A 25,953-nucleotide genomic window follows, 5' to 3' on the forward strand; every position below is an offset into this window, starting at 1 on the left:
TTGGTAACATGAGTCTTATAATAGAAAAAAACAATGAGAAGGAATAGTAGAAAGAACCATGTGATAGAGAGCGTATGGCTGGTGGAAATACGTACAGAAGCTTTTGAACTCGCCTTTAAGTTACTTTTTTGAACAAACCAAGTAGGAAAAGTCGGTGACGATCGTTAAGACGTTTGAGGTTAAGGTGACGGTGACTGACCGTTTCTTTGACGAATTTAGGTGGTACCACGTTGCATTTGTATGTTCACGTCCTATAGGAATTTTTCCTATAGGACTTTTTTTTATCACTAAGTGGCTAGTTTAAGTCAGAATAGTGACAATGGCTGCAGGTGGCAAATTTTAAGAATGAAAAATTTTATATTACTAGGAGGAATAACATGAGCTACAATCACAAAGAGATTGAGAAAAAATGGCAAAAATATTGGGCTAAGAACAATTGTTTCAATACATTGGACGACCCAAATAAAGAAAAATTTTATGCACTAGATATGTTTCCCTATCCATCTGGACAAGGCTTACACGTAGGTCACCCGGAAGGCTATACAGCAACCGATATTCTTTCACGTATGAAACGTGCGCAAGGCTATAATGTGTTGCATCCAATGGGCTGGGATGCGTTTGGTTTGCCAGCAGAACAATATGCGTTAGACACAGGAAATGACCCAGCTGAATTTACTAAGAAAAATATCGAAACATTCCGTCGCCAAATTAATTCATTAGGATTCAGCTATGATTGGAATCGCGAAATTAATACCACTGATCCCGAATATTACAAATGGACACAATGGATATTTACAAAATTATATGAAAAAGGGTTAGCTTATGAAGCAGAAGTTGCGGTTAACTGGGTACCTGAACTAGGAACTGTTATTTCAAATGAAGAAGTCATTGATGGAAAAAGTGAACGTGGCGGTTATGATGTGGTTCGCCGACCAATGCGTCAATGGATGTTGAAAATTACTGCTTATGCAGATCGCTTATTAGAAGATTTAGAGCTTGTTGATTGGCCAGAAAGTATTAAAGATATGCAACGAAATTGGATTGGACGTTCTGAAGGAGCCAATGTGACCTTTAAAGTCGCTGGTACAGAAGAAAGTTTCACGGTGTTTACAACCCGTCCTGATACCTTGTTCGGTGCAACCTATACTGTTCTAGCTCCTGAACTAGAACTAGTGAAAAAAATTACGACACCTGAACAAACAGCAGCTGTAGAAGCATATATTGAAGAAACCTCAAAAAAATCTGATCTAAATAGAACGGATTTAGCAAAAGAAAAAACAGGTGTTTTCACAGGTGCGTATGCTATAAACCCGGTCAATGGCCAAGAAATTCCAATTTGGATTGGCGATTATGTTTTAGCAAGCTATGGCACAGGCGCAATCATGGCGGTCCCAGCGCATGATGAACGGGATTACGAATTTGCGAAAACATTTGGCATTGATATCCTACCAGTAATCGCAGGTGGCGACATTACAACAGAAGCCTATACAGGGGATGGACCGCATATCAATTCTGATTTCTTAAATGGATTAAACAAAGCAGAAGCCATCGCTAAAATGAATGAGTGGCTAGAAGAAAATCACGTAGGGAAAAAAGAAGTATCTTATCGTTTACGTGACTGGTTATTCTCTCGTCAACGCTACTGGGGTGAACCAATTCCTGTGATCCATTGGGAAGATGGAACAACCACAACGGTTCCTGAATCTGAGTTACCTCTACGTTTACCAGTAACATCGGATATTCGCCCAAGTGGAACTGGGGAATCGCCATTAGCAAACATTGATGAATGGGTCAATGTCGTCGACCCTGAAACTGGCATGAAGGGAAAACGTGAAACGAATACTATGCCACAATGGGCTGGAAGCTCTTGGTATTACTTACGATTCATTGATCCTCATAATAAAAATGAAATTGCTGATTTTGAAAAATTAAAACGTTGGTTACCAGTTGATATCTATATTGGTGGTGCCGAACATGCGGTGCTGCATTTACTGTATGCTCGTTTTTGGCATAAATTCTTATATGATATTGGTGTGGTTCCTACCAAAGAACCTTTCCAAAAATTATACAACCAAGGTATGATTTTAGGAGAAAACAACGAAAAAATGTCTAAATCACGTGGCAATGTTGTAAATCCCGATGATGTGGTGGCTAAATATGGTGCGGATACGTTACGTCTTTATGAAATGTTCATGGGCCCGTTAGATGCTTCCATTGCTTGGAATGAAAATGGCTTAGAAGGAAGTCGTAAATTCTTAGATCGCGTTTGGCGTCTGATTGTTGATGAAGAAGGCAAAATGCGTGACCGAATTACCACAATTAATGATGGCCGTTTAACGAAAGTTTATCATCAAACGGTTAAAAAAGTGACAGAAGATATGGTAAACTTGCACTTTAATACAGCGATTTCTCAATTAATGGTTTTTGTAAATGAAGCTAATAAAGTGGATGCCTTACCTTATGAATATGTGGAAGGATTTGTCCAATTACTTGCGCCAATCGCGCCACATATTGGTGAAGAACTATGGCAAATTTTAGGTAACGAGGAAAGTTTAACTTATGTCCCTTGGCCAACCTATGATGAAGCAGCCTTAGTAGAAGATGAAGTGGAAGTAGTTTTCCAAGTGAACGGAAAATTACGTGGCAAACAAAATGTCGCTCGTGGGTTAAGCAAAGAAGAATTAGAACAAATTGCAATGAACCATGAAGCTGTTAAAGAATTTATTGAAGGAAAAACAGTGCGCAAAGTGATTGCTGTTCCAGATAAATTAGTAAATATTGTTGCAAATTAAGTTATATGTTTTTATTAAAAAAAGAGCCAGACGTATCAAAACGTCCGGCTCTTTTTAAGGTTGTTTTGTTTTACCTTTTTGATTCATATGTTCTTTACATGTGATTGTTATAACCGAAAGCAAGGCGATGAAGAGAAAAAAGTAACCGAGCGGCGTACAGAAAAAGGCGGGTTCTTTTAAAAGTCCATCGCTAGATAATGTTGATCCAACTAAAATAGAGATCATAAATAATAAAAGACTAATCAAGCCAAGAAATAAGCTAATACGATATTTTTTCAACTTCAGTTCCTCCTTTAATGAACTATCACTAAGATAAATCAAAAAGGTTAACTTTTTTTTAGGCAACTGTTAAAACTTAGATAAGAAATCTATTTTCTAAGTTTGTCGTTGTTGGTAATTGGTTAAGATCATACGTGAAAAGGGACCGACAATCAGCAATTGATAAGGAAGGGCAACAATAAAGTTCAGTCCCCAAGCTTGGAAATACGCACTTAGTGACAACGTCTGGCCTTCCATTAATAAGCCAAATAAAGACATACAAGTCACCATGCCGATAATCATGAAACTCGAAATGGTCAAAATAAGTAATAGCCGTTTTTCTTTATTAAAGGGTAAAGAAAAAGCGATTTTCTTAGCTAAGACACCAACGATGAAAACGTCTAAAATAAAAGCAACGATAAATCCAGGAAGCAAACCTTTTGATAAGGCGTACAATGAAAATTCTCCATGCAATGATAAATTATAGGTGCTCATTCCGAAAACCATCAGAAAGCACATTAACGTAGTAAAAAGCATTCCTTCTTTTTTATTAGTAGGCATTTTTTTCTCCTTTCATTTATTGAGAGTAATGATTGTTCTAGGCAGAAAAGGACAAATTCTCTCGACTTTTACTAGTGTAGCAAAAATAAAAGTTCTTCATAAGTTAGAATTTGCTAAATTTTCTATGTAAATTTAAAATTATAAAATAGTTGAATTTTGTAATTTTGAATGTTAAATTTAAGTGAAAGGTATTCTAAATTACAAAAAAACGTTTTTTTGTAATTTAGAATAAGAAAAGAGGGGTATAATGACATATAAATTACTAAAAGTAGATTTTTATAAAAATAGAGATTCTTTTGAAAAGAAATATCAAGAACGTTTAAATTTTGACTCTACTTTACAAACTAAGTTATTTATCCACCCCTTTGACAAAGAAGAACGGAAAACAAAAGAAACCTATGAGTTATTCTACGTTCCTTTACTTCAACACAGCGTATTACAAGAAAAAATTATGAAAAATTCTCAAGAAATAATGAGATATATACATAAATTACCAAAAATTGTACAAAAAAATATCTTTTTTTATCAATTGATTGAAGAGATACAAAGTACGAATGAAATTGAAGGGGTTAAAAGTTCAAGAAAAGATATTAGCAAAGTTTTACACAAATTAAATGCTAATTCAACTGAAAGATTTCAGGGCATTGTAAACATGTATAAAGGTATCGTGACTGATAAAATGCTAAAAATAGAAACATTAGGTCAATTTAGAGAAATCTATGATGAACTCTTTAAAGCTGACATCCAAGAAGAAGACTATCCAGATGGTTTATTATTTAGGAAATCTGTTGTATATATCAGTGATAAAGACAAAGTTGTTCATCAGGGGAGTTCCAACGAAGAAAGTATTATAGCTGATCTAGAAAAACTTATCCTTTTTATGAATCAAACAGCACTACCAAGCTTACTTAAATGTTGTATCAGTCATTACTATTTTGAGTATATTCATCCCTTCTATGATGGGAATGGACGAATGGGCCGTTTTTTGATGTCTAACTATCTCTCTAGAAAATTGGATCCACTGACAGGATTGACTGTTTCCAATGCCGTAATCCATAATAAGAGAAAATATGAAAAAGCTTTTTCCGAAGTCACAAATCCAAGAAATAGAGGAGAAGTAACTCTTTTTGTTCAGACGATGTATGAATTTATCTTATTAGGACAAACGGAAATTTTAGAAGAGCTGAGAACATGGACTAATCAGTTGAAAAGAGCCACGCAATGGTTAAAACATTCAGAGTTACCTGAAGATGAATGCAGTGTTCTGTTTTTATTAATTCAAGCACATATGTTTAGAAACGGCACCGAAAGTGTATCGATTAAAGAGATTCAAGAAAATCAAAACTGGTCCTACGGAAAAGTTAAGCGAATAACGGAAACATTAGAAAAACAAGCGTATATTCAAGTTCAAGGAAAGAAACCGAAAACGTATCGAATCACTCAACAATTTGAAGAAACAATTGGATAAAAAAATCCTGAAACTCTCGATTTTGAGAGCTTCAGGATTTTTTATTGGTCAACTTTTAATGATTTGTAACGTCCTCTCCAAACCATTTTTGAGAAATTTTACTAAGGGTGCCATCTTTTCGTAACGTTTCAAAGGCAGTATTGATTTTTTGGACTAATTGATTGTCTGATTTGCGGACGCCCACAGCAAAATCTTCATTGTCATAGCCGACATGAGAAATAGTATAGTTTTTTAAATTATCTTCGTGGGAAAGATAGTAGTTGGCGTAGACGCGATCGATTAGGAGCCCATCAATTCGGCCAGATTTTAAATCCAAGAAAGCTTCGTTAAAGCCGTCATATAAAATAGGTGTTTGGTCTTTAACAAATTTTTTCAAAACGTCAGGCTGACTTTCGAAGCCATCATAGCCAGAAGAGCCATTTTGAACCCCTAAAATTTTGCCTTGCATGTCGCTCGCTGTTGCAATGTTTTTTTCTTTTAAAGAAACAAGTACTTGGTCGTTCGTCATGTAAGGTTGTGTGAATTGAACTTTTTCGGCCCGCTCGCTCGTTTTAGTGTAGCCGTTCCAAATAAGATCAATGGTTTGATTTTGTAATTCTGTTTCTTTCATAGACCAATCAATCGGTTGGAAGTCAACGGAAATGCCATAAAGTTTAAAAACCGCTTTGGCTAAGTCGACATCAAAGCCGACAATTTTGCCTGATTTATCTTGAAAACCCATGGGCACAAAGGAGTCATCTAAGCCAATAATAATCCGTTTTTCTTCGTTAATCCGTGTCCATTGATCTTCGTTGCTTTTTCTTTTACCACAACCTGCAAATAGGAGTAAACTACAACAGATAACCAGCAAGGCTAAAGAATATTTCTTTTTCATCATAAACTCCTTTCTATTGGACGGGGGCAACCGTCAAAAGATTGTCTGCAATTTTTTCAGCGAAAGCCATATCGTGGGTCACGACAATCTGTGTCATGCCTTGTTTCCGTAAATCTAAAATAACTTCTTCCACTTGTTGGCGTAAAGCTGGATCTAGCGCGCTCGTTGGTTCATCGTACCCAAGAACTTTTGGCTTCATTGCTAAGGCACGAGCAAGTGCAACTCGTTGTTTTTGTCCACCAGAAAGTTGGTACGGATAGAGTTTTTCTTTACCAGCCAAGCCCAATTTTTCCAGTAATTCTAAAGCTTTTTGCTGACTTTTTGCTTTTTCTTCTTTTAGTACTAATGTAGGTGCTAAGGTAATGTTTTCTAAAACTGATAAGTGAGGGAAAAGTTGGAAATCCTGGAAAACGACCCCAACCACTTGATCGGCATTGTCCATTTCAGCAGGATTGAAAGGAACACCATCCAACAAAAGCTCACCAGAATCAATGGTTTCTAAACCAGCCAAACAACGAAGTAAAGTGGTTTTTCCGCCGCCTGAAGGACCAACAATCGTTAAAATTTTACCCTCTGGAATTTCTAAATTTAAGTGATCAATAATGGTCCGGTTGTCAAAATGTTTGGTTAAATTTTTAATAGTTAACATGGTAGAGTCCTCCTATTTATAATATTGATAGAATTTTTCAATTTTCTTAGAAGCAACAGTCAAAATTGCCGTAAAGAGTAAATAAATCACTCCCACTAAAGCTAATGGCACTAATGTAACATCGCGGCTCATCGCAATTTTACCAGCACGTAAAAGATCGCCTAAGCCAAGGACATAAATAAGAGAAGTATCCTTGACCAAATTGATAATTTCATTTCCTACGGAAGGCAGCACGATTTTAACAACTTGTGGCAAAATAATCCGGGTGACTGTTTGAAAGCGTGTTAAACGTAAAACCTTGGCAGCTTCATATTGACCTTGGGGAATTGCTTGAATCCCCCCGCGGAAAATTTCAGCAAAGTACGCAGCATAATTTAAAATAAATGCGAATAAGGCCGCATCGTAACGTTCAAAGACAATACCAATTAATGGTAAGCCGTAAAAAACAAAAATTAATTGTAACAATAGCGGAGTGCCGCGCATTAACCAAATGTAGAGGTTAATTAAGTAACGTAAAGGTTTAAACGAACTTTGTAAAATAAAGGCAATGATGATCCCCAGTGGAATCGAGCCAAGGAGCGTAAAGAAAAAGACTTTCAGTGTCATGCCAGCTCCGCTAACTAAAGCAGGTAAAATTTCTAAAATATAATCCATCATTTTTTCCTCCAACAATTTTGATTAAAAAAAAAAAAAAAGCCTCTTGGCTGTGAGCCAAGAGGACGAATCGCATTCGTGGTGCCACCTCAATTTACTTATCTTTCACAAGATAAGCCTTATGTAGTTGCGTTGACAACTACTCTCTGTTAACGATAGAGTCACCGGTTTTTCTTACTAAAGGATTCAGAAAAACATCTTTTAGGTGTGAGTAAAGAAGAATCCATCTTTTTCTTTCAGCCAATGAAAAAGTCTCTGTAAAGGAAGAGCTAAATTACTATGTCCTAAGCCTTGATTGTAAGTATGAAATTGTTCGAACGGAACAGAAAACCTGTTGCTTTTCTAGCTTATCCCATTAAGCATATAGAAAAGAGGACAACAGACTTGAGGAGTTGAGGCACTCTCTCAGGTTGAAAAGCGCATCTAAAAAAACAAAAAAGTCCTTTGGCTGAATAGCCAAAGGACGAATAATCAATTATCGCGGTTCCACCTTAGTTTATTCGTGTTTCGCAACACGAACCTTATGAAGTTCATAACTTCGCCTGTTAACGAGTGGTCCCGGACTTTCCTACTAAGGGTTCAAAAAGTCAACTCCCAGATGTGGTTCGCTGTTTCTTTACGTCTTTTTCCACCAACCAAAGACTCTCTTCACTAAAGGAAACAGTTACTCTTCTGTTCTCTGTTTTTCAATACTGTACCACCAGAAAAAATATCTGTCAACTCTTATTCTTAAAAAAATATTTTTCTTTCAAAAAGTAAGTGCTGAAAAAGGACAAATGTATGGAAAATCATGTAAAATGTAGGTAAGTTGTTTGAACAGAAGGAGGAGTTTTGGTATGAAACAGAAAAAGTGGTTAATCGGACTTGTTGCACTGGGCTTGGTTTTAGCAGCATGTGGAAGTGGCGGTTCGAAAACGACCTCGAAGGAACCAGCTACACAGAAAATTAACGTCGCATCTGGTGGTGAACTCTCGACATTAGACAGCGCTCATTATACAGATGTCTATAGTTCCGATATGATTGGTCAAGTAGTTGAAGGCTTGTATCGACAAGATAAAAACGGAGATCCTGAGCTAGCTATGGCGAAAGCAGAGCCACAAGTTAGTGAAGACGGGTTAGTCTATACATTCAAGTTACGAGAAGCAAAATGGACAAACGGGGATCCAGTTAAAGCAGGGGATTTTGTAGTTGCGTTTAGAAACGTGGTCGATCCAGCGTATGGTTCAAGTAGCAGTAATCAAATGGATATTTTTAAAAATGGGCGTGCGGTGCGGGAAGGACAAGCCACGATGGAAGAATTTGGTGTCAAAGCAATCGATGACCAGACACTAGAACTAACATTGGAAAATCCAATTCCTTATTTAGCCCAAGTCTTAGTTGGAACACCTTTTATGCCTAAAAATGAAGCCTTTGCCAAAGAAAAAGGTACTGCCTATGGGACTTCTGCAGATAATTTTGTTGGCAATGGGCCGTTTGTAATTTCAGGTTGGGATGGCAATTCCGAAACTTGGAAATTGAAGAAGAATGATCATTATTGGGATAAAGAACACGTAAAATTGAATGAAATTGATGTTCAAGTAGTGAAAGAAATTGGCACAGGAGCCAATCTTTTTGATAATGGCGACTTAGATTACACTGTTTTAGCAGATACTTATGCACTTCAGTATAAAGAGTCAAAACAAGCGCATTTTGTTCCTAAAGCCATGGTGGGTTATTTAAGTCCCAATCATCGCCGTGAAATCACCGGCAACGAACATGTTCGAAAAGCTTTTTTACAAGCGATTGATAAAGAAACTTTTGCAAAAGAAATTTTAGGAGATGGCTCGACAGCTTTAAATGGTTTTGTACCAGCTAATTTTGCAAAAAATCCAGATACAGGTGAAGATTTCCGCAAAGAAAATGGTGATTTATTACCATATAATATTAAAGAAGCCCAAGCTAACTGGACCAAAGCGAAAGAAGAGTTGGGCAAAGATAAAATTGAATTGGAACTAATCTCAGCGGACTCAGCTATTGCCAAGAAAACCATTGAATTTGTTCAAGGGCAATTGCAACAAAATTTACCAGGTTTAACAATCAAATTAAAATCATTGCCTTTGCAAAATCGTTTGGATTTACAAACAGCAGGTAATTACGATTTAGCCTTTGGAACATGGACACCTGACTATGCTGATCCCATTAATTTTTTAGAATTTTATGACTCGAAAAGTGGCTTAAATACTTCTGGTTATAACGATTCGGCGTATGATGCGGGTCTCCAAAAAGTTAGAAAAGATTACGCCAATGAACCTGAAAAACGCTGGAATGAATTACTAAGTTTAGAAAAAACATTAATTGAAAAAGATGCCGGTGTTTTACCACTATTCCAAGGAGCCATTGGTTACTTGAAATCAGATCGCTTACAAGGCTTGCAAGTATTTTCTTTTGGTCGCACAGTATCCTATCGTTTAGCTTATGTAGAAGAATAAATTGACTTCTGAAAAGTCCTATCTTTTGAAAAAGTCTGCTTTCTGTTTTATCCTTAAAGTAGGAAAATTAACTAAAAAAATCAACTATGAAAGGTAGGTTTTTCAAATGTTTAGCTTTCTATGGGCATTAATTGTCGGAGGAATTATTGGCGCAATTGCTGGCGCAATTTTAGGAAAAGACGTGCCAGGTGGCATTATTGGAAATATTATCGTGGGCTTTTTAGGAAGTTGGGTAGCATCACTCTTGTTGCCTTCTTTAGGACCAGTCATCGGCGGGTTTCCAATTATCTCAGCGTTGCTAGGAGCGATTATCTGTATCGCTATTTACTCTTTTATTGTAAACCGCAAGGCGTAAAATTGTATCAAAATGATATCTTGAAAAGCATCATAAAACTTGTGAAGGTTAATCAGACCATTACTTTTGATGTCTTTTCTCTCATATTTTAAGTCTATGACAAAAATCTCTTTGGATTTTTGTCATAGACTCTTTTTTTTAAAAATATTTATTATGAGAATTTCCTGCGTTAGACTACATATTTTTCATTTATTATTCATTTTTGATAAAGGAAGTTTTGTTGGATAAAGTGAATAGCTCAAGGTTCAACAAAAATAAAGAAAAAATTAATATGTTAAGTTTGGGGAAGGTGAAATGCTGCTCTCATAATACGCCGTTTTATTCATTAAACGATAGTTGAAAAAAATAAGTGCCCTTGTTATTCTTTGAATTAAACTAATGGGGGCGAAAAGCATGGAATCGTTAAAAAGTAATCTTTTTTTGACCAGAGAAGCATATTTGGAAGCTTTTGAAACAATCATGACACCTTTAAAAACGGCTATTTTAACATCAGAAAAACCTGGCGTAAATTTTGGGTCCAGTGGTGCTGTCTATGATCAGCAACATGCTGAAATGGAGGCGCTCATTCGACCATTATGGGGAATTGGACCGTATTGGGTTACTTGTAAAGATGATGTTTTAAGAGATGCTTATGTGGAAAAATTAATCGCAGGAACTGATCCGTCATCCCCAGATTATTGGGGCGATATTGTTGATTATGATCAATATATTGTGGAAGCAGCAGCATTATCTTTAACTTTATTGCTTCATAAGACATATTTTTGGTCCTGTTTTTCTGAGAAACAGCAAGAAAATATCATGGTTTGGTTAAATAAGGCACTTGGTTGTAAAATTCCTAAAAATAATTGGACGTTTTTCAAAGTGCTCATTCGTTTGGCACTCGAGGGATGTGGACAAGTGATTAACCAAGCGGAACTAGAGGAAGAATTGGCGTTGATTGAACGCATGTATTTAGGTGATGGTTGGTATATGGATGGTAAAACTACGCAAAGAGATTATTATATTTCGTTTGCTTTTCATTATTATAGTTTGATTTATGTCAAATTTATGCGAGAAAGAGATCCTGTTCGTGCGAAACGTTTTACAGAACGAGCCGTTATGTTCGCGCAGGACTATCTGTACTATTTTGATGAGGAGGGCGAAGCGTTACCTTACGGACGCAGTCAAACGTATCGGTTTGCTCAAGGAGCGTTTTTCGCAGCTTTGATATTTGCAGAAGTAGAGGCGTTACCTTGGGGACAAATAAAAACGCTGTTAGCAAAACATTTACACTGTTGGATGCAACAGGCTATTTTCACTTATGATGGTCGGTTGTCCATTGGCTATCATTACGAAAATTTAGTAATGGCAGAAGGTTATAACGCACCAGGCTCTCCGTATTGGGCCTTTAAAACATTTTTGTTGCTCGCTGTGGATCAAGACCATCCGTTTTGGCGTGCTGAACCGCTGGCGATAAAACGAGAAGAAAAGCGTTTGATAGAAAAGGGAAACATGTTATTAATCCATCCTAAAATGAAAACGCATGTCCTCGGCTATCCTGCAGGACTATGGCTTGAAAATCAAGCACATGCTGCGGCTAAATATAGTAAATTTGTCTATTCTAGCCGCTTTGGTTTTAGCGTTCCCAAAGCTGGTGCGCGTTATGAGGAGGGGGCTTTTGATAACGTATTGGCTGTTTCTCGTGATGGTGAATATTTTCGTGTTAAAGGGAAAGTTCATGATTTTTATTTAACAGAGGAGCAAGTTTATTATAAATGGCTACCTTTTCAAGAAGTAGAAATTGAAACAACCATTTATCCTTTTGGAGAATGGCATGTTAGAGTACATGAAATAGTGACATCGGTTCCATTAAAAGTGCGCGAAGGAGGATTCAGTCTACCGTTACTTGGAAAATTTTCAGAAAAAGAACTTGGTAAAGAGTGGGCTAGAGTCGATTCAGGAGAATTGTGTTCGCAAATAGTTGCAATTGAAGGGTATGACCACGCAGGTATTCTTCAACCTGAACCCAATACATCGTTGTTTTTCCCAAGAACAAGTTTACCTTATTTGCAAAAAGAGCTACCAATAGGAACGCATCGCCTGATTTGTTTGGTAGGTGGTGTGACAAGGGAGGAATAAAAAATGATAAAAATCGAATTGAAAAATAAAGACAATCAGATTATTACTGGCCGAATCGATCACGAGAAGCCAGAAGCGCCATTCGTGGCGGAGGGAGACACGTTAGCGGTATTAGCAATTAAACAGTACCTTTATCAAGTTGGCGATAAAATTGTAGTGACTTATACAGGGGCTACCCCTTATTTGATGGTTCAATTAGATGAAACTTTGGCTCCTTCATTGATTTATCTAAAAGAAAAAGTTTGGGAATATCAAATTCCATTAGAAGAATCTGCTCGAAAAGCTTTTGTTGATACGGCCTTTCATTCGGCAAGGCACCAAATAATAGTTCGACAAGCGCACACGTTTGAAAAAGACAATTATCAAAATCTTTCTATGAATACACATGACCAAAAAGAATATTCAGGAGCCTATCCTCATGCGCATGCAAACGTTGAAACGAGAGACGATGCTGTTTTCTTTGCGAAAAATGCTATTGATTCTAAGTTTGGTAACCTTTCTCATGGCTCGTATCCATTTGCTTCTTGGGGAATTAACCAACAAAAGGAGGCACAGTTAACGATTGACTTTGGCAGACCTGTAGAAACGGACTGGATCCGCTTGCTATTTCGGGCGGATTACCCACATGATAGCTATTGGGAGGAAGTCACTTTAGCCTTTTCAGATGGAGAGGAACGAGTAGTTGCCACAACGAATACCGCCTGTTTTCAAGAAATAAAGTTCCCAATGAAAACAACACAAACTTTGACATTAAAATGCTTACGAAAAGCGCTGGACTCTTCTCCATTTCCAGCGTTGACCCAAATTGAAGTATTCGGTCGGAATAAATAACAAGAGGTCGGGACAGAACCGTTTAGCTCCGAGAAATAAGAAGAAATTTCCGAAAATTGATCTTTGATTTTTGGAGAATTTCGGCTTATTTCCGAAGGAGTTGGTTCTTTTCCCGCCGTTTATCAGTTTTTGAGCGTGGAGCAAAAATCCAAAGTGATTTTTGTCCCACGCTCTTGTTTTTAAGATAAATAATCAAGAAAGGTCGCTTTTTATTTTCTTTTACGTTATAATACAATAAGTTAATATGTTAACAAGTTAAGGAGTGATGGAGATGTGTAGTCAAGAAAATAAACAAAGACTGATCTCTCTAGGAGAAAATGTCACAGATGAATGGATTCAAACGCAATTAAATGAATGCGTTTCAAAAATTGCTAAAAATATGCAGCGTTTCGGAACACAGTTTCCTTCAGCTTGTGCTACGAATGGTCGATATCGTCTCAAAGCTAACGATGATTGGACCAATGGCTTTTGGACAGGCATGCTTTGGCTGGCATATGAGTGGTCTCACCAAGAAAAATTTCGTTTACTGGCAATGGAAAATATTGACAGCTTTCAACAACGGTTAGAGGAGCATTTTGTTTTGGACCACCATGACATTGGTTTTTTATATAGTCTATCGGCGGGTGCTGGGTATAAAATTACCGGTGATGAGCGCTGTAAACAAGAAGTGCTAGCTGCCGCTGAAGTATTGTCAGCACGATTCCAAGAAAATGGCTCCTTCATTCAAGCGTGGGGCCATTATGGTGATCCCAAAGAATATCGATTAATTATCGACTCATTAATGAATTTACCGCTTTTATTTGAAGCAACTAAATTATCTGGAAATAGGGTTTATGAGGAAATTGCCTCACGTCACTATCATACGTTAATGAAAACGGTGATTAAATCCGATGCGACAACTTATCATACCTATTATTTTGATCCAGAAACAGGCAAACCAAAACATGGAGCTACGCATCAAGGACATAGTGATACTTCCATTTGGGCACGAGGCCAAAGTTGGGCAATTTTAGGGATTCCTCTAAACGAAACATTTCTCCATTCCCAACCATTTCCAGAAATTTATCCACAAATAGTGGAGGTTTTTCTAGCTCATTTGCCAGCAGATTTAATTCCCTATTGGGATTTTGATTTTAATGACCAAATGCCATCTGACAAAGATAGCTCGGCACTGGCAATTGCGGCATGTGGTTTATTGGAAGCAGACAAACTACAGGCTTTTCCTCAAGCAAAAGAGCTTGCCAAAGGAATGATTTATCAATTAGGAGAATATTATCGTACGAAAAATGATTCCGAAAATGAAGGACTGCTACTCCATGGTGTTTACGCACATGCAGAAGGAAAAGGGATTGATGAACCCAACTTATGGGGCGATTATTTTTACATGGAAGCCTTAATGCGTTTAGCAAAACCATCATGGCAAAGATACTGGTAAAGGGGAAAAATGATGCAAACGTTTGAGATTAAAGAAGACTTTTTATTAAATGGACAACCAATAAAAATTATTAGCGGGGCGATTCATTACTTTCGAATGACACCTAGACAATGGGAAGATAGCCTCTATAATCTGAAAGCTTTAGGAGCTAATACAGTAGAAACCTACATTCCTTGGAATATTCATGAACCAGAAGAAGGCGTATACGATTTTGAAGGAATGAAAAACATTGAAGCATTTGTCCGCTTGGCAGAAAAACTGAATTTACTAGTTATTCTGCGTCCTTCGGCTTATATTTGTGCAGAATGGGAGTTTGGTGGCTTACCAGCATGGCTTTTGAAAGAAAAAGGTGTGCGATTACGTTCGACAGATCCTATTTTTATGACTAAAGTTCGTAACTATTTTCAAGTATTATTGCCTAAACTAGCACCGCTGCAGATAACACAAGGTGGACCAGTGATCATGATGCAGGTTGAAAATGAATATGGGTCCTATGGCATGGAGAAAGCGTACTTGCGACAAACCAAGCAGATAATGGAAGAACTGGGGATTGAGGTTCCTCTTTTTACATCTGATGGCGCTTGGGAAGAGGTTTTGGATGCGGGGACGTTAATTGAAGAGGATGTTTTTGTGACAGGAAATTTTGGCAGTCATTCGAAAGAAAATGCTGCCGTTTTGAAAAAATTTATGACTCGTCATGGTAAAAAATGGCCGTTGATGTGCATGGAATACTGGGATGGGTGGTTCAATCGTTGGGGCGAACCAGTGATTCATCGAGAAGGTACCGACTTGGCGAAGGAAGTAAAAGATATGCTGGCAGTGGGTTCTTTAAATCTCTATATGTTTCATGGAGGAACAAATTTCGGCTTTTATAACGGGTGTTCGGCGCGAGGTGAAAAAGATTTACCTCAAGTCACTAGCTATGATTATGATGCTTTATTAACAGAAGCAGGAGAACCAACGGAAAAATATTATGCCGTTCAAAAAGCAATTAAAGAAGTATGTCCAGAAGTTTGGCAAGCACAACCACGCACGAAAAAACTGGGGAATTTAGGAAGCTTTCCAGTAACTGCTAGCGTATCCTTATTCGCAGTAAAAGATCAAATGATGACACCGAAGACCACCGCGTATCCATTAAGTATGGAAGAAGCTGGATCAGGCTATGGCTACTTGCTTTATTCGTTTGATTTAAAAAATTATCATCATGAAAATAAACTAAAAGTCGTCGAGGCCAGTGATCGTTTACACATTTATGTAGATGGAGATTTAGCTGCTACCCAATATCAAGAGACAGTGGGAGAAGAGCTACTGATTTTAGGACAAACTGAAAAAGACACACTTGCGTTAGATATCTTAGTGGAAAACTTAGGTCGCGTTAATTATGGCTTTAAATTAAATAATCCGACACAAAGTAAAGGAATTCGAGGTGGAGTGATGCAAGACATTCATTTTCACCAAGGCTATCAACACTATCCCTTAACTTTTTCACAAGAGCAATTAGCCAAGATTGATTACACAGCTGGAAAAAATCCATTGCAGCCTTCATTTTATCAAGTAACATTTGAATTAGAACAGCTAGCAGACACGTATATTGACTGTCGAGGCTACGGCAAAGGATTCGTTGTGGTCAATGGTCATCATCTAGGTCGTTATTGGGAAATAGGACCCATTCATTCGCTGTATTGTCCCAAAGAATTTTTACAGCAAGGACAAAATGAAGTAGTAATTTTTGAAACAGAGGGAATTGACATTGAGTACTTGAAATTTACGAATCAAGTAATCATAGACTAAAAAAATAGAAGTAGAAGCTGAAATTTATTCGGCTTCTACTTCTATTTTGGTTTTGAAATATTTCCAATGTTTGTAACTAATAATATATTCAGCAACACTACCATCTGCGAGATAGGAATGTTTAACTTGTTTAACAGCGGGTTCACGAAAACTTAATTGAAGTAAATTCAATAACTCAGCATCTTCGGGAAAGACAATTTCATTTGTTTCTACAGAAGCCAACGAGAAGAGGTCTACTGAAAAATCTTTACGGACTCGTTCATACACACTTGCATAAGCTGTGAGGTCCTTTGAGAGCGGCTCTTTAACAAGCTTTTTGGGAAGATGTGTGATATGTACGAGAAAGGGTGTATCTTCAGAATAGCGTACACGCTTGATTCTATAATAAGAAGCGTTAGCTGGTAAGCCTAATTCCTTTAAAATTTCGGCTTGATTTTCTTCTTCAATTGAAAGGACTTTAACTTTTTCAGAGTCTAAAGAATGCAACTCGATATCAGAAAATTTTACATTTTGAGAAACTTTTGATTTCGAAACAAAGGTCCCTTTTCCTTGGATACGATACAAGTAACCTGCACTGGTCAGCTCATTCAGTGCTTTGACAGCTGTGATAGAACTAACAGCATATTTTCGTTTAATATCGGCTTCAGAATAAAATTTATCACCAGGAATAAAGGTATGATTTTTTATTTCACGTAAAAGGTCTTGTTTAATTTGTTCATATTTAGGTAACATGCGATTGCCTCCATTCTAGTAATCGAATGAATTAAGCATAACATGTTAACTAGCCTTTAGCAAACACTTTGAAAAAGAGGAAAGACAATTTTTATTTAAAGAATTCAAAAAAATAAATTCAATATATTAAGATATTAGGTTTACGGATAACTTAGTATGTGTTATAGTAAGTTCGTAGAGAACATAACATGTTAAGTAGGGTCACCTACATCTAGGGAGGGAAATTCGTGGAAAACATTGTACTAATTAGTCATGGTAGCATGGCTGAAGGCGTCAAAGTTAGCTTAGAAATGATTGTTGGTCGGCAAGAACACGTGCATACAGTCTCATTACGACCAGATAGCGACAATCTTCAATTTGAGAAAGAGCTAAATGAAAAAATGAAAGCCCTTAACGGTACGACACTGATTATTGCTGATTTACTAGGAGGAACGCCATGTAACGTGGCAACTAAGAATTATTTGAACGTTGACGGAGTGGAAATTATTGCAGGGATGACGCTCTCTGTTGTGATTGAAGCAGTGGTTAATCAACAGGCTTCGATTAAAGAATTAGTTTGTTTAGCACAAGAAAATATTGTTGATGTAAAAGCTGGGATGAATCAAGCAGAACAAGAGATTTCAGAAGCCAGCAAAGAAAAAGAGTTAAGTAACTATAGTCAATATGCTGGAAAAGAAAATATTGTAAACACACGGATTGATGAACGGTTAATTCATGGACAAGTAGCGGGAATTTGGTCGACAAGTCTTAGTACACAGCGAATAATTGTAGCCAATGATGAGGCGGCTACAGATCCTTTACAAAAATCATCTTTGAGAATGGCAGCGCCTTCTTCGATGCGTTTATCTGTTCTTGGAGTAGAGGCTGCCGCTAAAAATATTCAATCAGGAAAATATGGTAAACAGCGTTTATTTTTATTATTTAAAAATCCGAAAGATGTGCTCCGCTTTATCGAAGCGCAAGGACCTATCAAGACTGTAAATGTTGGGAATATGAGTTACAAAGAAGGAGCACGCGAAGTAACAAAAAGTATTCAAGTTTTACCAGAAGAAGAACAAATTTTTGAAACAATCTCTTCAAAAGGCGTCACTGTGACAGCCCAATTAGTTCCAAACGATCCAGTCGTTGATTTTATGAAAAAATTACGGGGCTAAAACTGTCAGACTAAGAAAGAATATTTTTAAATTTAGGAGGAAATTTCAATGCATTTAGCAGCGTATCAAATTATTTTAATTACTATTTATGCGTTTATTGCTATTAATGACTCACTTATTTCAAATACGTTGACGCAACCAGCTATTGCTGGAATGATTTCTGGAATGATTATGGGAGATTTAAAAACTGGTTTAATGGTTGGCGGCACTCTTCAATTAATGCGTTTAGGAATTGCTGCTTTTGGTGGAGCATCGGTACCTGATTATTTCACAGGGGCTGTTTTAGGAACCGCTTTCGCTGTAATCTCTGGAAAAGGAGCGGAGTATGGCATTGGTTTAGCTGTTCCTGTTTCTCTGTTGATGTTGCAACTAGATGTAGTCGCCCGTTTTTGTAATGTCTTTTTACTTCATAGTGTCGATAAAGCGATTGATAAGATGCAAGTAAAACGGATTCCACGCTTAGTTTTATCTGGTTCTGTTCTGTGGGGACTGTCTCGTGCCATTCCGATTTTATTAATGTTATTAGCGGGGGATGCTGTAGTAACAACGATTACCGATAACATGCCAGAATGGCTAATGACGGGCTTAAAAACAGCTGGAGGAGTATTACCTGTTGTCGGTGTAGGGATTTTATTACGTTACTTGCCAACGAAGCAATATATCCCCTATTTACTATTAGGCTTTTTCTTAGCGGCTTATTTAAAAGTTCCAATGTTAGGTGTTTCGATAGTTGGGATGGTAGCAGCGATGCTTGTATTTAAACGTGATGGGGCAAAAAGCACGACACAAGCAACAACAGGAAATGGTGATTTTGAAGGAGGATATGACGGCGATGAGTAAGCATAAACTGACAAAAAAAGAATTAAATGCAATTAGCTGGCGTTATATTTTAGGAAGCCAATTAAACTGGAACTATGAACGTATGATGAGTTCAGGATATTTATACGGCATCTTACCTGTTTTAAAAAAATTCTATGGTCATGATGAAGTACAATTTCAAGATATGATGCGCACACACAATCAATTTTTTAACACCAATGCTATTTTTGGGAATTTAATTATGGGGATTGATGTTGCGATTGAAGAGCAAGATGGCTATAAAGCGAAAGAAACAATTATTGCGCTAAAAACAGCTCTGATGGGTTCTTTGGCAGGCGTTGGGGACTCTTTATTCCACGTTATTTGGGGGACGATTTTCGGCTCTGTTGCAGGGACACTGGCTCAAAATGGTTCGGTGGTGGGCTGTGTTATTTGGATTATTGCAAATATTGCACTATTGTTTGGTCGGGCCGCGCTCTTACCACTTGGTTATAAGCAAGGGGTCAAACTAGTGACGACCTTAAAAGACAAGTTATCTGCCTTTACGAATGCAGCAACTGTTCTTGGTGTGACTGTGATTGGTGCCTTAATTCCTTCAGTTATCAAGGCGACAGTTCCTTTTGTTTATAAAAAGAACGGGGTCGAATTAGTTATTCAAGATACGTTAGATGCGATTTTGCCTTCCTTAGTTCCAATCTTACTTGTTCTTTTAACTTATTGGATGTTAGGTCAAAAGAAATTAAATTCCACACGAGTGATTTGGATTATTTTAATTTTATCGATTGTTTTGAGTGCCTTTGGTATTTTGGCGTAAAAAGTATATTAAGTGATTTTCAGAGAGTCGGAGAGTGTAGAAAGTATTTTTCTTCACTCTTTTTCTCTAATTTGGATGTAAGCGTTTTACGATAATTTTTTAGGAGGAGAAAGAATGAAAAACAGGAAAATATGGGTAATGCTGGTCGGACTGTTTACTGCTTTGATGAGTGGATTTATGGGAACTACCCTTACTTTGGCAGAAGAAAACGAAGCGAGCCAAACGATTGAGCAACCCTCTTACATTTCAGATTTCCCCAATCAAGTTGGGCATTGGCAAGATTTGGTGGGAACAGCAGAAAAAAAGAATGATTCTGCTGGTTTATGGATAGCAAACACGAAGCAAGGGACAAACCTCGAATCTGTCTCTATCAATCTTGATGCACGCGAACAATCTTCAGGAGATCTTGAACTAACCTTTTTATATGAAGGGCAAAGTAACTTCGGATTGGTTTTTCGCGGAGATAAACAAAAGACGAGTCAATGGCAATCTTTTGCTTATAATCGTGACGGTCGCTGGCAGTTAGGACAACCAGGCGGTAAATGGCTAACTAATATTCCGGGACCAACATTACTAAGTGGCCAACAATATAAACTGCTAGTTCGCTATGATGGGAAAAAAATTCAAACATTCCTGAATGATCAATTATTTTATGAAAATGAAGAGGTTCATTATCCTGATGGTACGTCCATTAATGATGACTGGATGGGTGCTGTAGGAATTAGACTATTTGGTAATCTATCAAAGCTGAATATCATTTCTATGAAAAGTGGCCCCGTTGGTAGCATTCCTGTTATCGATTCATCTGCAGAATACCGAGAATTAAAAGAAAAATGGCGAAATCAGCTTGTTTCAAAAGAATATGATTCAACTAACCAAGCGCTTGTAGACTACGTCCAAAAAATCTCCAATGAAGCAACAGAACTCGATCAAACGATGAATAAAGAGCCGAACCGCAGCTATTTATGGCCACTAGAGCCTGGCAATACGCCATCGGCTGATTTAACGACTCAATTTACCAAATTGCAAAAATTAGCGTTAGCCTATGGAACGAAGGGGAGTACGCTTTACCAAGATGACAAATTGGCAGCAACCATTATTGATGGCTTAGATTTTATGGTAACGCAAAAAGGATATGATGGGAAAAAGTACCATGGAAATTGGTGGGACTGGCAAATTGGTGTGCCACAGAAGTTTCTTAATATTCTAATGATTTTAGAGGATAAAGTTTCTCCAGAAAAGCAACAAATCTATACAAATGCGCTGAGCAGTTATGTCCCAGATCCGTTTAAACAGTTGTATACAAAACCACAAGGAACGTTTGTGGATTTAGCTTTTATCCCAAATTTTGTGACATCAGGAGCGAACCGAACGGACTTAGCTTTAACTGTTTTGGGGTTAGGAATTTTACAAAAGGATAGCGGGAAAATTAACCAAGCATCCAGTAGTATCGTCGATGTATTTAAATTAGTCACAAAAGGTGATGGTTTTTACCAAGATGGTTCTTTTATCCAGCACAATAACATTCCTTATACAGGTTCGTATGGCAATGTTTTGGTGAAAGGGGTTGGACAAATTTTGGCCATTACAGCAGATTCATCTTTTCAAATGGATGCAACTCTTGTGACAGAATTTGTTGAAAATGTTGATCGTGCCTTTCTTCCTTTGATTTATAAAGGTGAAATGCTACCAACCGTGAATGGCCGTTCCATCTCAAGAGCCCCAGCAGTTGGAAAAACAGGCTACGGCTCAACTACCATGTATAATTTATTAATTGTGGCTAAATTTGCCCCTAATAATTATCAAAAGAAATTTCAAGAAGCCGTTAAATATTGGATGAAGGAGAACCCAGATTATTATTTGACAAATGCTCGTGATTTTAATGATTTACAGATGACTATGCAACTTTTAACTAATCCAGAAATTACGGGAGGGCAACTTCCTTTTACAGGCACGAAACTTTATGCTTCGATGGATCGATTTGTCCAACGCACACCTAGTTATATGTTTGGGCTAGGCTTGTATTCAAAGCGCACTGCATCTTTTGAAGCAGGGAATAAAGAAAATAAACGTGGCTGGCACACTGGTGACGGAATGATGTACGTATATAATGATGACGAGGTTCAATTTAATTCCAGCTATTGGCCAACTGTAGATCCCTATCGACTACCAGGAACAACTGTAGATACCATTTCTTTGGCAGATGAAGTTTCAGCATTTACAACAATCACATCGAAAGAGCAATGGGTTGGTGGAGTAACGTCAGAAAATCAGGCAGTAGTAGGGATGGCTCTTAATAAAGACGGGACCAAAAATAATGGGAAACTTTTACCTATGAACCTACAAGCTAAAAAATCTTGGTTTGTATTAAATGGGCAAATTATCGCATTAGGCGCAGGAATTAAAGGGGATACAGAGGCTTCGATTGAGACAGTTGTTGATAATCGTTTGTTAAATGATGCGTATCAGTATCAAGTGCTATCAAATATTGGGGAGATTCATGAGAAAAATGAAACGAGTAAAAAACAATGGTTATTACTAAAGTCGGATCATTCCAATGCTAATATGGGTTATTATTTTCCAGAAGAAACAACGGTAAATGTTAAAAGTGAAACTAGAAAAGGAACCTATAAAGCAATTAATGAAGCATTTCCAAGTGATAAAGAATATGTAGGTGATTATCGAACATTTACGATTCAACATGGTCAACACCCAACGAACGAGCATTATGCTTATGTAGTTTTACCAGGAATCGATGAAACTGATTTAAAAACATATACTGCCAAAAAAACAGTAGAAGTTCTCTCAAATACAGAAGAAATTCAAGCAGTTAAGCAAGAAGAAGAAGGCTATCTTGGGGTTAACATTTGGTCAGAAACTGGCGGTACAATAGCAGGGATTACCTCAAATAAAGCTATTTCTTTAATGAGAAAGACACAACAACACCAAAAAACGTATACTTTCTCTGATCCCACACAAACAACTAAGACACTGACTTTAAAAATACCAAAAGATTACAGCACAGTAATTAGTCAAAGTGACGGAATCACTTATGATGATGCAACAGAAACCTTTACTATTAATTTTGAAAATGCTGCAGGAAGTAGTAAACAAATTATTGTAGAATAACTAAAAGAAATTAAAGTAGCCTCAAATTCCAGTTTAATCGGAATTTGAGGCTACTTTGTTGAAATTATTTAAGATTCTAACATTTCTGCAGGTAATAAAATCGTTTCACGATGGCCATCATCAAAAGCAAAAATTCGCGACGGATATGCCGTAGAATAACTAAATGGTAAGTCGATGGCCATTTCTACTGAACTATTTTCTTGAGAAAAATGGACAGTCACTTTGCCATTATTGTTCAACAAATCAAAGTGAAGTAAGTCGTTTAAAGGGATAACCCCTTTTAGATTTAAGTCAATAATCAACCAAATACTATCAATTAAGCCACTAGGTAAGCTAGAAACAACACCTAATGAAGCATAGCGGCTACGGTCACTATCAAAACGTTCAAACATATGGATGACCTCCTTTTTGTTTACTTACTTTTAGTATACTGCAAATTTAAAAAAAAGAAATTGTTTCGTTTGAAAATATTGCGTAGATTAGCAAAAATTTAATATTCCTCTGTAGCTTCCTAGCTTTGCAGGTGTCATCATTTATGTGAAGAAATCAAAACATGCAGTAAAAAGAAAATGGGACGTACGTTGTTTCAACGTACATCCCATTTCTAAAACTTAAGAGAATCAGCTGAACAAAAGTGTACTCTTTATTCGGCTAATTCTGGTTCAGTCGTTTCAGCAGCTGTTCCTTCTTCTTCTTCAGGAGCAGTTTGTGCTTCAACAATAGCAACTAGTTGTTCTTCTGGATCAGTTAAAATTTCATAGTCTTTGTGTTCAGGTAAATCAGCGATTGTAAGAGCATCACCAATTTCTAAGTTTGTAATATCTACTTCAATTGATTCTGGCAATTTATCTGGTGTGGCTGCCACTAAAACAGTGTACAAGTTTTGAGCTAAGGTACCCCCAGCTTTCACACCCGCAGATTCACCAATTAATTGAACTTCTGCTTCGACTTCTGTTGTTTCTTTCATATTTACAGATAAGAATTCAACATGAAGCATTTGACCAGTAAAGGTATCTAATTGTGCTTTCGACATTAATGTGTTGATGTTTTTGCCATCAACTGTCATTTTAATAACGGTGTTAGCACCATGTTCGCGTAAAATTTTTGATAAGTCTTTTTCTTCAAAATAGATTGGTGTACTTTCAATTTGGTAACCGTAAACAATGGCAGGTACTTTCCCTTCGTGACGTAGCTGATTTCTTAGTGAACGTGGACGGATAGCTCTTTCTTTAACTTCTAATTGTACTGACATAACCTAATTCCTCCTTGAAATAATGAGTGATTTGGTTAAACTCAGAAACAAAACATAATGGAAAAAAGAAACTCTTTTTTCAGTTGTTCTTGTCTAGAAAAATGCTAACAATAATCAAAAAATCCCCACAAATATTGCCAGGCAACACTCATGGGAATGGTTCATTGTTATCGTTGTTCTCTCCCAGGTCATTACGCTGTTTTTGAGAAACCTTTATTTACTTTACTTATTAACCGTAACACTTATATTTTTATACGTCAAGGAATTACCTTTTTCCACTTTTCATCTTTAACGGATTCCACTATACTAATACCAGAATGGAGCGGAACAATGCGATTAGATAAATTACTAGAAGAACTTCAGTTTGGATCACGCAAAACGGTGAAACGATTAATCAAAGGCAAGCAGGTCACTGTGGATGGCATCGTGACTTTAAATGAAAGCCAAAATGTCGATGCGCAATTACAAATGATTAAAGTAAAAGGACAATTAATTTCGCATAAGACCCATGTGTACTACATGTTGAATAAGCCAAAAGGTGTGGTTAGTGCTGTCTCAGATGCATCTAAAAAAACAGTCATTGATTTGATTGCACCACAAGACAGACGCCCTGGTCTTTATCCAGTGGGCAGACTCGATGGCGATACGGAAGGGTTACTTCTATTAACAGATAATGGACAATTAGGGTATCAATTAATTCGGCCAAATAAAGAAGTAGCGAAATGTTATGAAGTGAAAGTCAATGGTTTGGTCTCTGCAGAAGATTGTGCTAAATTTAAAGATGGGATTGTTTTGCAAGGAGGCATTCAATGTAAGCCAGCAAAAATAACTGTTCTTGCAGCGACTGAAACGGAGAGTCATGTTTTCCTGACTATTCAAGAAGGAAAATTTCACCAAGTGAAAAAAATGTTTTTATCTGTGGGGAAAAAAGTGACTGCTTTAAAACGCCAAACTATGGGGCCGTTGCGGCTAGATCCGCAATTACCTTTAGGTGCTTATCGTTCATTAACAAGAGAAGAGTTACAATTGCTATTGCCTTATTTTTTTATTGAAAAACAACAAACAAGCAAAGCGTTACCGAGTAATTTGAAAAGAGAAGAGGAACGGAAATGAAAACATTGCTTTTTGATGTTGATGATACATTGTTAGATTTTAAATTGGCTGAAAAGAAGGCGCTACATGCCTTATTTGAAGAAGAAAATGTACCATTTACATCTGAAGTCGAGTCAACATACCACCGAATTAATCAAGGATTATGGCGTTCATTTGAAGAAGGAAAAATAACAAAAGATGTTCTCCTTGATACACGGTTTGGTTTATTGTTTGACGCGTTTAATCGAGAAGTTGATAGCGTTAAAATGGGAGAAAACTACCGAGAATATTTAAGTCAAGGACATGACTTGCTTGGCAATAGTCAACGTATCTTGGAAAAATTAGCACCCCATTATGATTTATATATTGTGACAAACGGAGTGGCAAAAACACAGTATCGTCGGTTGGAAGATTCGAAATTAATGCCTTATTTCAAAGATATTTTTGTTTCAGAAGAAGTGGGTTATCAAAAACCGATGAAAGAGTATTTTGATTTTGTTTTTGAACGGATTCCTAATTTTAGTCGAGAAAAAACAATGATTATTGGCGATTCTTTGCATTCAGATATTCAAGGAGGCCAACAAGCGAAAATTCAAACTGTTTGGCTCAATCCGACCTCCGCTCCAGCAACACCAACAATTCAACCCAATTATACGATTCAACAGCTAGATGAGTTGTTACCAATTCTTGGGCATTAAAAAACAACA

At 37.1% G+C, this 25,953-nt stretch carries 22 protein-coding genes and 3 other annotated features; of the genes, 14 read left to right on the plus strand and 8 right to left on the minus strand.

Going from position 1 to position 25,953, the window contains the following annotated elements; translation table 11 throughout:
* Positions 1-24: 24 nt before the first annotated feature.
* Positions 25-257: a binding site (T-box leader), on the plus strand.
* A gap of 120 nt (positions 258-377) precedes the next feature.
* On the plus strand, positions 378-2,792 hold the full coding sequence (gene leuS / locus IGK82_RS02735; protein ID WP_023894728.1) for a leucine--tRNA ligase: 2,415 nt from the start codon (positions 378-380) through the stop codon (positions 2,790-2,792).
* Between the two features lie 54 nt (positions 2,793-2,846).
* Here leuS and IGK82_RS02740 read toward each other — a convergent pair whose 3' ends face one another.
* Positions 2,847-3,071, minus strand: a complete 225-nt coding sequence (locus IGK82_RS02740) for a DUF3955 domain-containing protein (RefSeq protein WP_002383054.1) — start codon at positions 3,069-3,071, stop codon at positions 2,847-2,849.
* Between the two features lie 96 nt (positions 3,072-3,167).
* Positions 3,168-3,611 carry a hypothetical protein gene (locus IGK82_RS02745; RefSeq protein ID WP_002358762.1) on the minus strand — a complete coding sequence of 148 codons (444 nt, stop codon included), beginning with the start codon at positions 3,609-3,611 and terminating at the stop codon, positions 3,168-3,170.
* A gap of 247 nt (positions 3,612-3,858) precedes the next feature.
* Here IGK82_RS02745 and IGK82_RS02750 point away from each other — a divergent pair, with 247 nt between their 5' ends.
* The gene (locus IGK82_RS02750; protein WP_010825054.1) at positions 3,859-5,079 is read left to right on the plus strand and encodes a Fic family protein; all 1,221 of its coding nucleotides are present in this window, start codon (positions 3,859-3,861) and stop codon (positions 5,077-5,079) included.
* 55 nt (positions 5,080-5,134) lie between these two features.
* Here the strand turns inward: IGK82_RS02750 and IGK82_RS02755 are convergent, their stop codons facing one another.
* The 3 genes from IGK82_RS02755 to IGK82_RS02765 are packed head-to-tail and all read right to left on the minus strand — an operon-like array spanning position 5,135 to position 7,259.
* On the minus strand, positions 5,135-5,956 hold the full coding sequence (locus tag IGK82_RS02755) for an amino acid ABC transporter substrate-binding protein (protein WP_002368082.1): 822 nt from the start codon (positions 5,954-5,956) through the stop codon (positions 5,135-5,137).
* Positions 5,957-5,966: 10 nt separating this feature from the next.
* Positions 5,967-6,602, minus strand: coding sequence for an amino acid ABC transporter ATP-binding protein (locus IGK82_RS02760; RefSeq protein WP_430605141.1), 636 nt, complete (start codon positions 6,600-6,602; stop codon positions 5,967-5,969).
* 12 nt (positions 6,603-6,614) lie between these two features.
* Positions 6,615-7,259, minus strand: coding sequence for an amino acid ABC transporter permease (locus IGK82_RS02765; protein ID WP_002383057.1), 645 nt, complete (start codon positions 7,257-7,259; stop codon positions 6,615-6,617).
* A gap of 55 nt (positions 7,260-7,314) precedes the next feature.
* Positions 7,315-7,557: a binding site (T-box leader), on the minus strand.
* 155 nt (positions 7,558-7,712) lie between these two features.
* Positions 7,713-7,945: a binding site (T-box leader), on the minus strand.
* Positions 7,946-8,092: 147 nt separating this feature from the next.
* On the opposite strand from IGK82_RS02765, the gene IGK82_RS02770 reads away from it, so the two are divergent.
* From IGK82_RS02770 to IGK82_RS02795, 6 genes are all read left to right on the plus strand, one after another.
* The gene (locus tag IGK82_RS02770; protein WP_002391330.1) at positions 8,093-9,724 is read left to right on the plus strand and encodes a peptide ABC transporter substrate-binding protein; all 1,632 of its coding nucleotides are present in this window, start codon (positions 8,093-8,095) and stop codon (positions 9,722-9,724) included.
* Positions 9,725-9,830: 106 nt separating this feature from the next.
* Complete coding sequence (locus IGK82_RS02775) at positions 9,831-10,079, plus strand: GlsB/YeaQ/YmgE family stress response membrane protein (protein WP_002355684.1); 249 nt, start codon at positions 9,831-9,833, stop codon at positions 10,077-10,079.
* 378 nt (positions 10,080-10,457) lie between these two features.
* On the plus strand, positions 10,458-12,197 hold the full coding sequence (locus tag IGK82_RS02780; RefSeq protein ID WP_162780882.1) for a DUF2264 domain-containing protein: 1,740 nt from the start codon (positions 10,458-10,460) through the stop codon (positions 12,195-12,197).
* A gap of 3 nt (positions 12,198-12,200) precedes the next feature.
* On the plus strand, positions 12,201-13,028 hold the full coding sequence (locus tag IGK82_RS02785) for a hypothetical protein (protein WP_016622235.1): 828 nt from the start codon (positions 12,201-12,203) through the stop codon (positions 13,026-13,028).
* A 271-nt stretch (positions 13,029-13,299) separates the two neighbouring features.
* Complete coding sequence (locus IGK82_RS02790) at positions 13,300-14,463, plus strand: glycoside hydrolase family 88 protein (RefSeq protein ID WP_002381271.1); 1,164 nt, start codon at positions 13,300-13,302, stop codon at positions 14,461-14,463.
* 12 nt (positions 14,464-14,475) lie between these two features.
* Positions 14,476-16,254 (plus strand): glycoside hydrolase family 35 protein, encoded by a 1,779-nt coding sequence (locus tag IGK82_RS02795; RefSeq protein WP_033592075.1) that lies wholly within the window; start codon positions 14,476-14,478, stop codon positions 16,252-16,254.
* A gap of 24 nt (positions 16,255-16,278) precedes the next feature.
* Here IGK82_RS02795 and IGK82_RS02800 read toward each other — a convergent pair whose 3' ends face one another.
* Positions 16,279-16,986 (minus strand): GntR family transcriptional regulator, encoded by a 708-nt coding sequence (locus IGK82_RS02800; RefSeq protein ID WP_002366233.1) that lies wholly within the window; start codon positions 16,984-16,986, stop codon positions 16,279-16,281.
* 260 nt (positions 16,987-17,246) lie between these two features.
* Between IGK82_RS02800 and IGK82_RS02805 the strand changes: the two genes are divergently transcribed.
* From IGK82_RS02805 to IGK82_RS02820, 4 genes are all read left to right on the plus strand, one after another.
* The gene (locus tag IGK82_RS02805) at positions 17,247-18,140 is read left to right on the plus strand and encodes a PTS mannose/fructose/sorbose transporter subunit IIAB (RefSeq protein WP_016622233.1); all 894 of its coding nucleotides are present in this window, start codon (positions 17,247-17,249) and stop codon (positions 18,138-18,140) included.
* Between the two features lie 48 nt (positions 18,141-18,188).
* Positions 18,189-18,980 carry a PTS mannose/fructose/sorbose/N-acetylgalactosamine transporter subunit IIC gene (locus IGK82_RS02810; protein WP_002358771.1) on the plus strand — a complete coding sequence of 264 codons (792 nt, stop codon included), beginning with the start codon at positions 18,189-18,191 and terminating at the stop codon, positions 18,978-18,980.
* Positions 18,973-19,773, plus strand: coding sequence for a PTS system mannose/fructose/sorbose family transporter subunit IID (locus IGK82_RS02815; RefSeq protein ID WP_016622232.1), 801 nt, complete (start codon positions 18,973-18,975; stop codon positions 19,771-19,773). The genes IGK82_RS02810 and IGK82_RS02815 overlap by 8 nt, the downstream gene beginning before the upstream one ends.
* A 114-nt stretch (positions 19,774-19,887) precedes the next feature.
* A complete protein-coding gene (locus tag IGK82_RS02820; RefSeq protein ID WP_016622231.1) occupies positions 19,888-22,902 on the plus strand; it encodes a polysaccharide lyase 8 family protein in 3,015 nt (1,004 codons plus the stop codon).
* A 68-nt stretch (positions 22,903-22,970) separates the two neighbouring features.
* Here IGK82_RS02820 and IGK82_RS02825 read toward each other — a convergent pair whose 3' ends face one another.
* A complete protein-coding gene (locus IGK82_RS02825; RefSeq protein WP_002355697.1) occupies positions 22,971-23,294 on the minus strand; it encodes a DUF960 domain-containing protein in 324 nt (107 codons plus the stop codon).
* Between the two features lie 251 nt (positions 23,295-23,545).
* A complete protein-coding gene (locus tag IGK82_RS02830) occupies positions 23,546-24,154 on the minus strand; it encodes a 50S ribosomal protein L25/general stress protein Ctc (RefSeq protein ID WP_002358773.1) in 609 nt (202 codons plus the stop codon).
* 330 nt (positions 24,155-24,484) lie between these two features.
* On the opposite strand from IGK82_RS02830, the gene IGK82_RS02835 reads away from it, so the two are divergent.
* Together IGK82_RS02835 and IGK82_RS02840 are read left to right on the plus strand one after the other, a co-directional pair.
* Positions 24,485-25,267, plus strand: a complete 783-nt coding sequence (locus IGK82_RS02835; RefSeq protein WP_002361308.1) for a pseudouridine synthase — start codon at positions 24,485-24,487, stop codon at positions 25,265-25,267.
* Positions 25,264-25,944 carry a YjjG family noncanonical pyrimidine nucleotidase gene (locus IGK82_RS02840; protein ID WP_002355700.1) on the plus strand — a complete coding sequence of 227 codons (681 nt, stop codon included), beginning with the start codon at positions 25,264-25,266 and terminating at the stop codon, positions 25,942-25,944. The genes IGK82_RS02835 and IGK82_RS02840 overlap by 4 nt, the downstream gene beginning before the upstream one ends.
* Positions 25,945-25,953 lie beyond the last annotated feature (9 nt).

It is taken from the genome of Enterococcus sp. AZ197, assembly GCF_050556405.1.
Classification (GTDB): Bacteria; Bacillota; Bacilli; order Lactobacillales; family Enterococcaceae; genus Enterococcus; species Enterococcus faecalis.

What these genes read in the sequence shown, in the direction of transcription:
- IGK82_RS02750 (WP_010825054.1), top strand. Translation starts at nt 3,859, where the DNA reads ATGACATATAAATTACTAAAAGTAGATTTTTATAAAAATAGAGATTCT.
- IGK82_RS02780 (WP_162780882.1), top strand. Translation starts at nt 10,458, where the DNA reads ATGGGGGCGAAAAGCATGGAATCGTTAAAAAGTAATCTTTTTTTGACC.
- IGK82_RS02830 (WP_002358773.1), bottom strand. Translation starts at nt 24,154, where the DNA reads ATGTCAGTACAATTAGAAGTTAAAGAAAGAGCTATCCGTCCACGTTCA.
- IGK82_RS02835 (WP_002361308.1), top strand. Translation starts at nt 24,485, where the DNA reads ATGCGATTAGATAAATTACTAGAAGAACTTCAGTTTGGATCACGCAAA.
- IGK82_RS02795 (WP_033592075.1), top strand. Translation starts at nt 14,476, where the DNA reads ATGCAAACGTTTGAGATTAAAGAAGACTTTTTATTAAATGGACAACCA.
- IGK82_RS02840 (WP_002355700.1), top strand. Translation starts at nt 25,264, where the DNA reads ATGAAAACATTGCTTTTTGATGTTGATGATACATTGTTAGATTTTAAA.
- IGK82_RS02810 (WP_002358771.1), top strand. Translation starts at nt 18,189, where the DNA reads ATGCATTTAGCAGCGTATCAAATTATTTTAATTACTATTTATGCGTTT.
- IGK82_RS02790 (WP_002381271.1), top strand. Translation starts at nt 13,300, where the DNA reads ATGTGTAGTCAAGAAAATAAACAAAGACTGATCTCTCTAGGAGAAAAT.
- IGK82_RS02800 (WP_002366233.1), bottom strand. Translation starts at nt 16,986, where the DNA reads ATGTTACCTAAATATGAACAAATTAAACAAGACCTTTTACGTGAAATA.
- IGK82_RS02785 (WP_016622235.1), top strand. Translation starts at nt 12,201, where the DNA reads ATGATAAAAATCGAATTGAAAAATAAAGACAATCAGATTATTACTGGC.
- IGK82_RS02820 (WP_016622231.1), top strand. Translation starts at nt 19,888, where the DNA reads ATGAAAAACAGGAAAATATGGGTAATGCTGGTCGGACTGTTTACTGCT.
- IGK82_RS02805 (WP_016622233.1), top strand. Translation starts at nt 17,247, where the DNA reads ATGGCTGAAGGCGTCAAAGTTAGCTTAGAAATGATTGTTGGTCGGCAA.
- IGK82_RS02825 (WP_002355697.1), bottom strand. Translation starts at nt 23,294, where the DNA reads ATGTTTGAACGTTTTGATAGTGACCGTAGCCGCTATGCTTCATTAGGT.
- IGK82_RS02755 (WP_002368082.1), bottom strand. Translation starts at nt 5,956, where the DNA reads ATGATGAAAAAGAAATATTCTTTAGCCTTGCTGGTTATCTGTTGTAGT.
- IGK82_RS02770 (WP_002391330.1), top strand. Translation starts at nt 8,093, where the DNA reads ATGAAACAGAAAAAGTGGTTAATCGGACTTGTTGCACTGGGCTTGGTT.
- leuS (WP_023894728.1), top strand. Translation starts at nt 378, where the DNA reads ATGAGCTACAATCACAAAGAGATTGAGAAAAAATGGCAAAAATATTGG.
- IGK82_RS02760 (WP_430605141.1), bottom strand. Translation starts at nt 6,602, where the DNA reads ATGTTAACTATTAAAAATTTAACCAAACATTTTGACAACCGGACCATT.
- IGK82_RS02815 (WP_016622232.1), top strand. Translation starts at nt 18,973, where the DNA reads ATGAGTAAGCATAAACTGACAAAAAAAGAATTAAATGCAATTAGCTGG.
- IGK82_RS02775 (WP_002355684.1), top strand. Translation starts at nt 9,831, where the DNA reads ATGTTTAGCTTTCTATGGGCATTAATTGTCGGAGGAATTATTGGCGCA.
- IGK82_RS02745 (WP_002358762.1), bottom strand. Translation starts at nt 3,611, where the DNA reads ATGCCTACTAATAAAAAAGAAGGAATGCTTTTTACTACGTTAATGTGC.
- IGK82_RS02765 (WP_002383057.1), bottom strand. Translation starts at nt 7,259, where the DNA reads ATGATGGATTATATTTTAGAAATTTTACCTGCTTTAGTTAGCGGAGCT.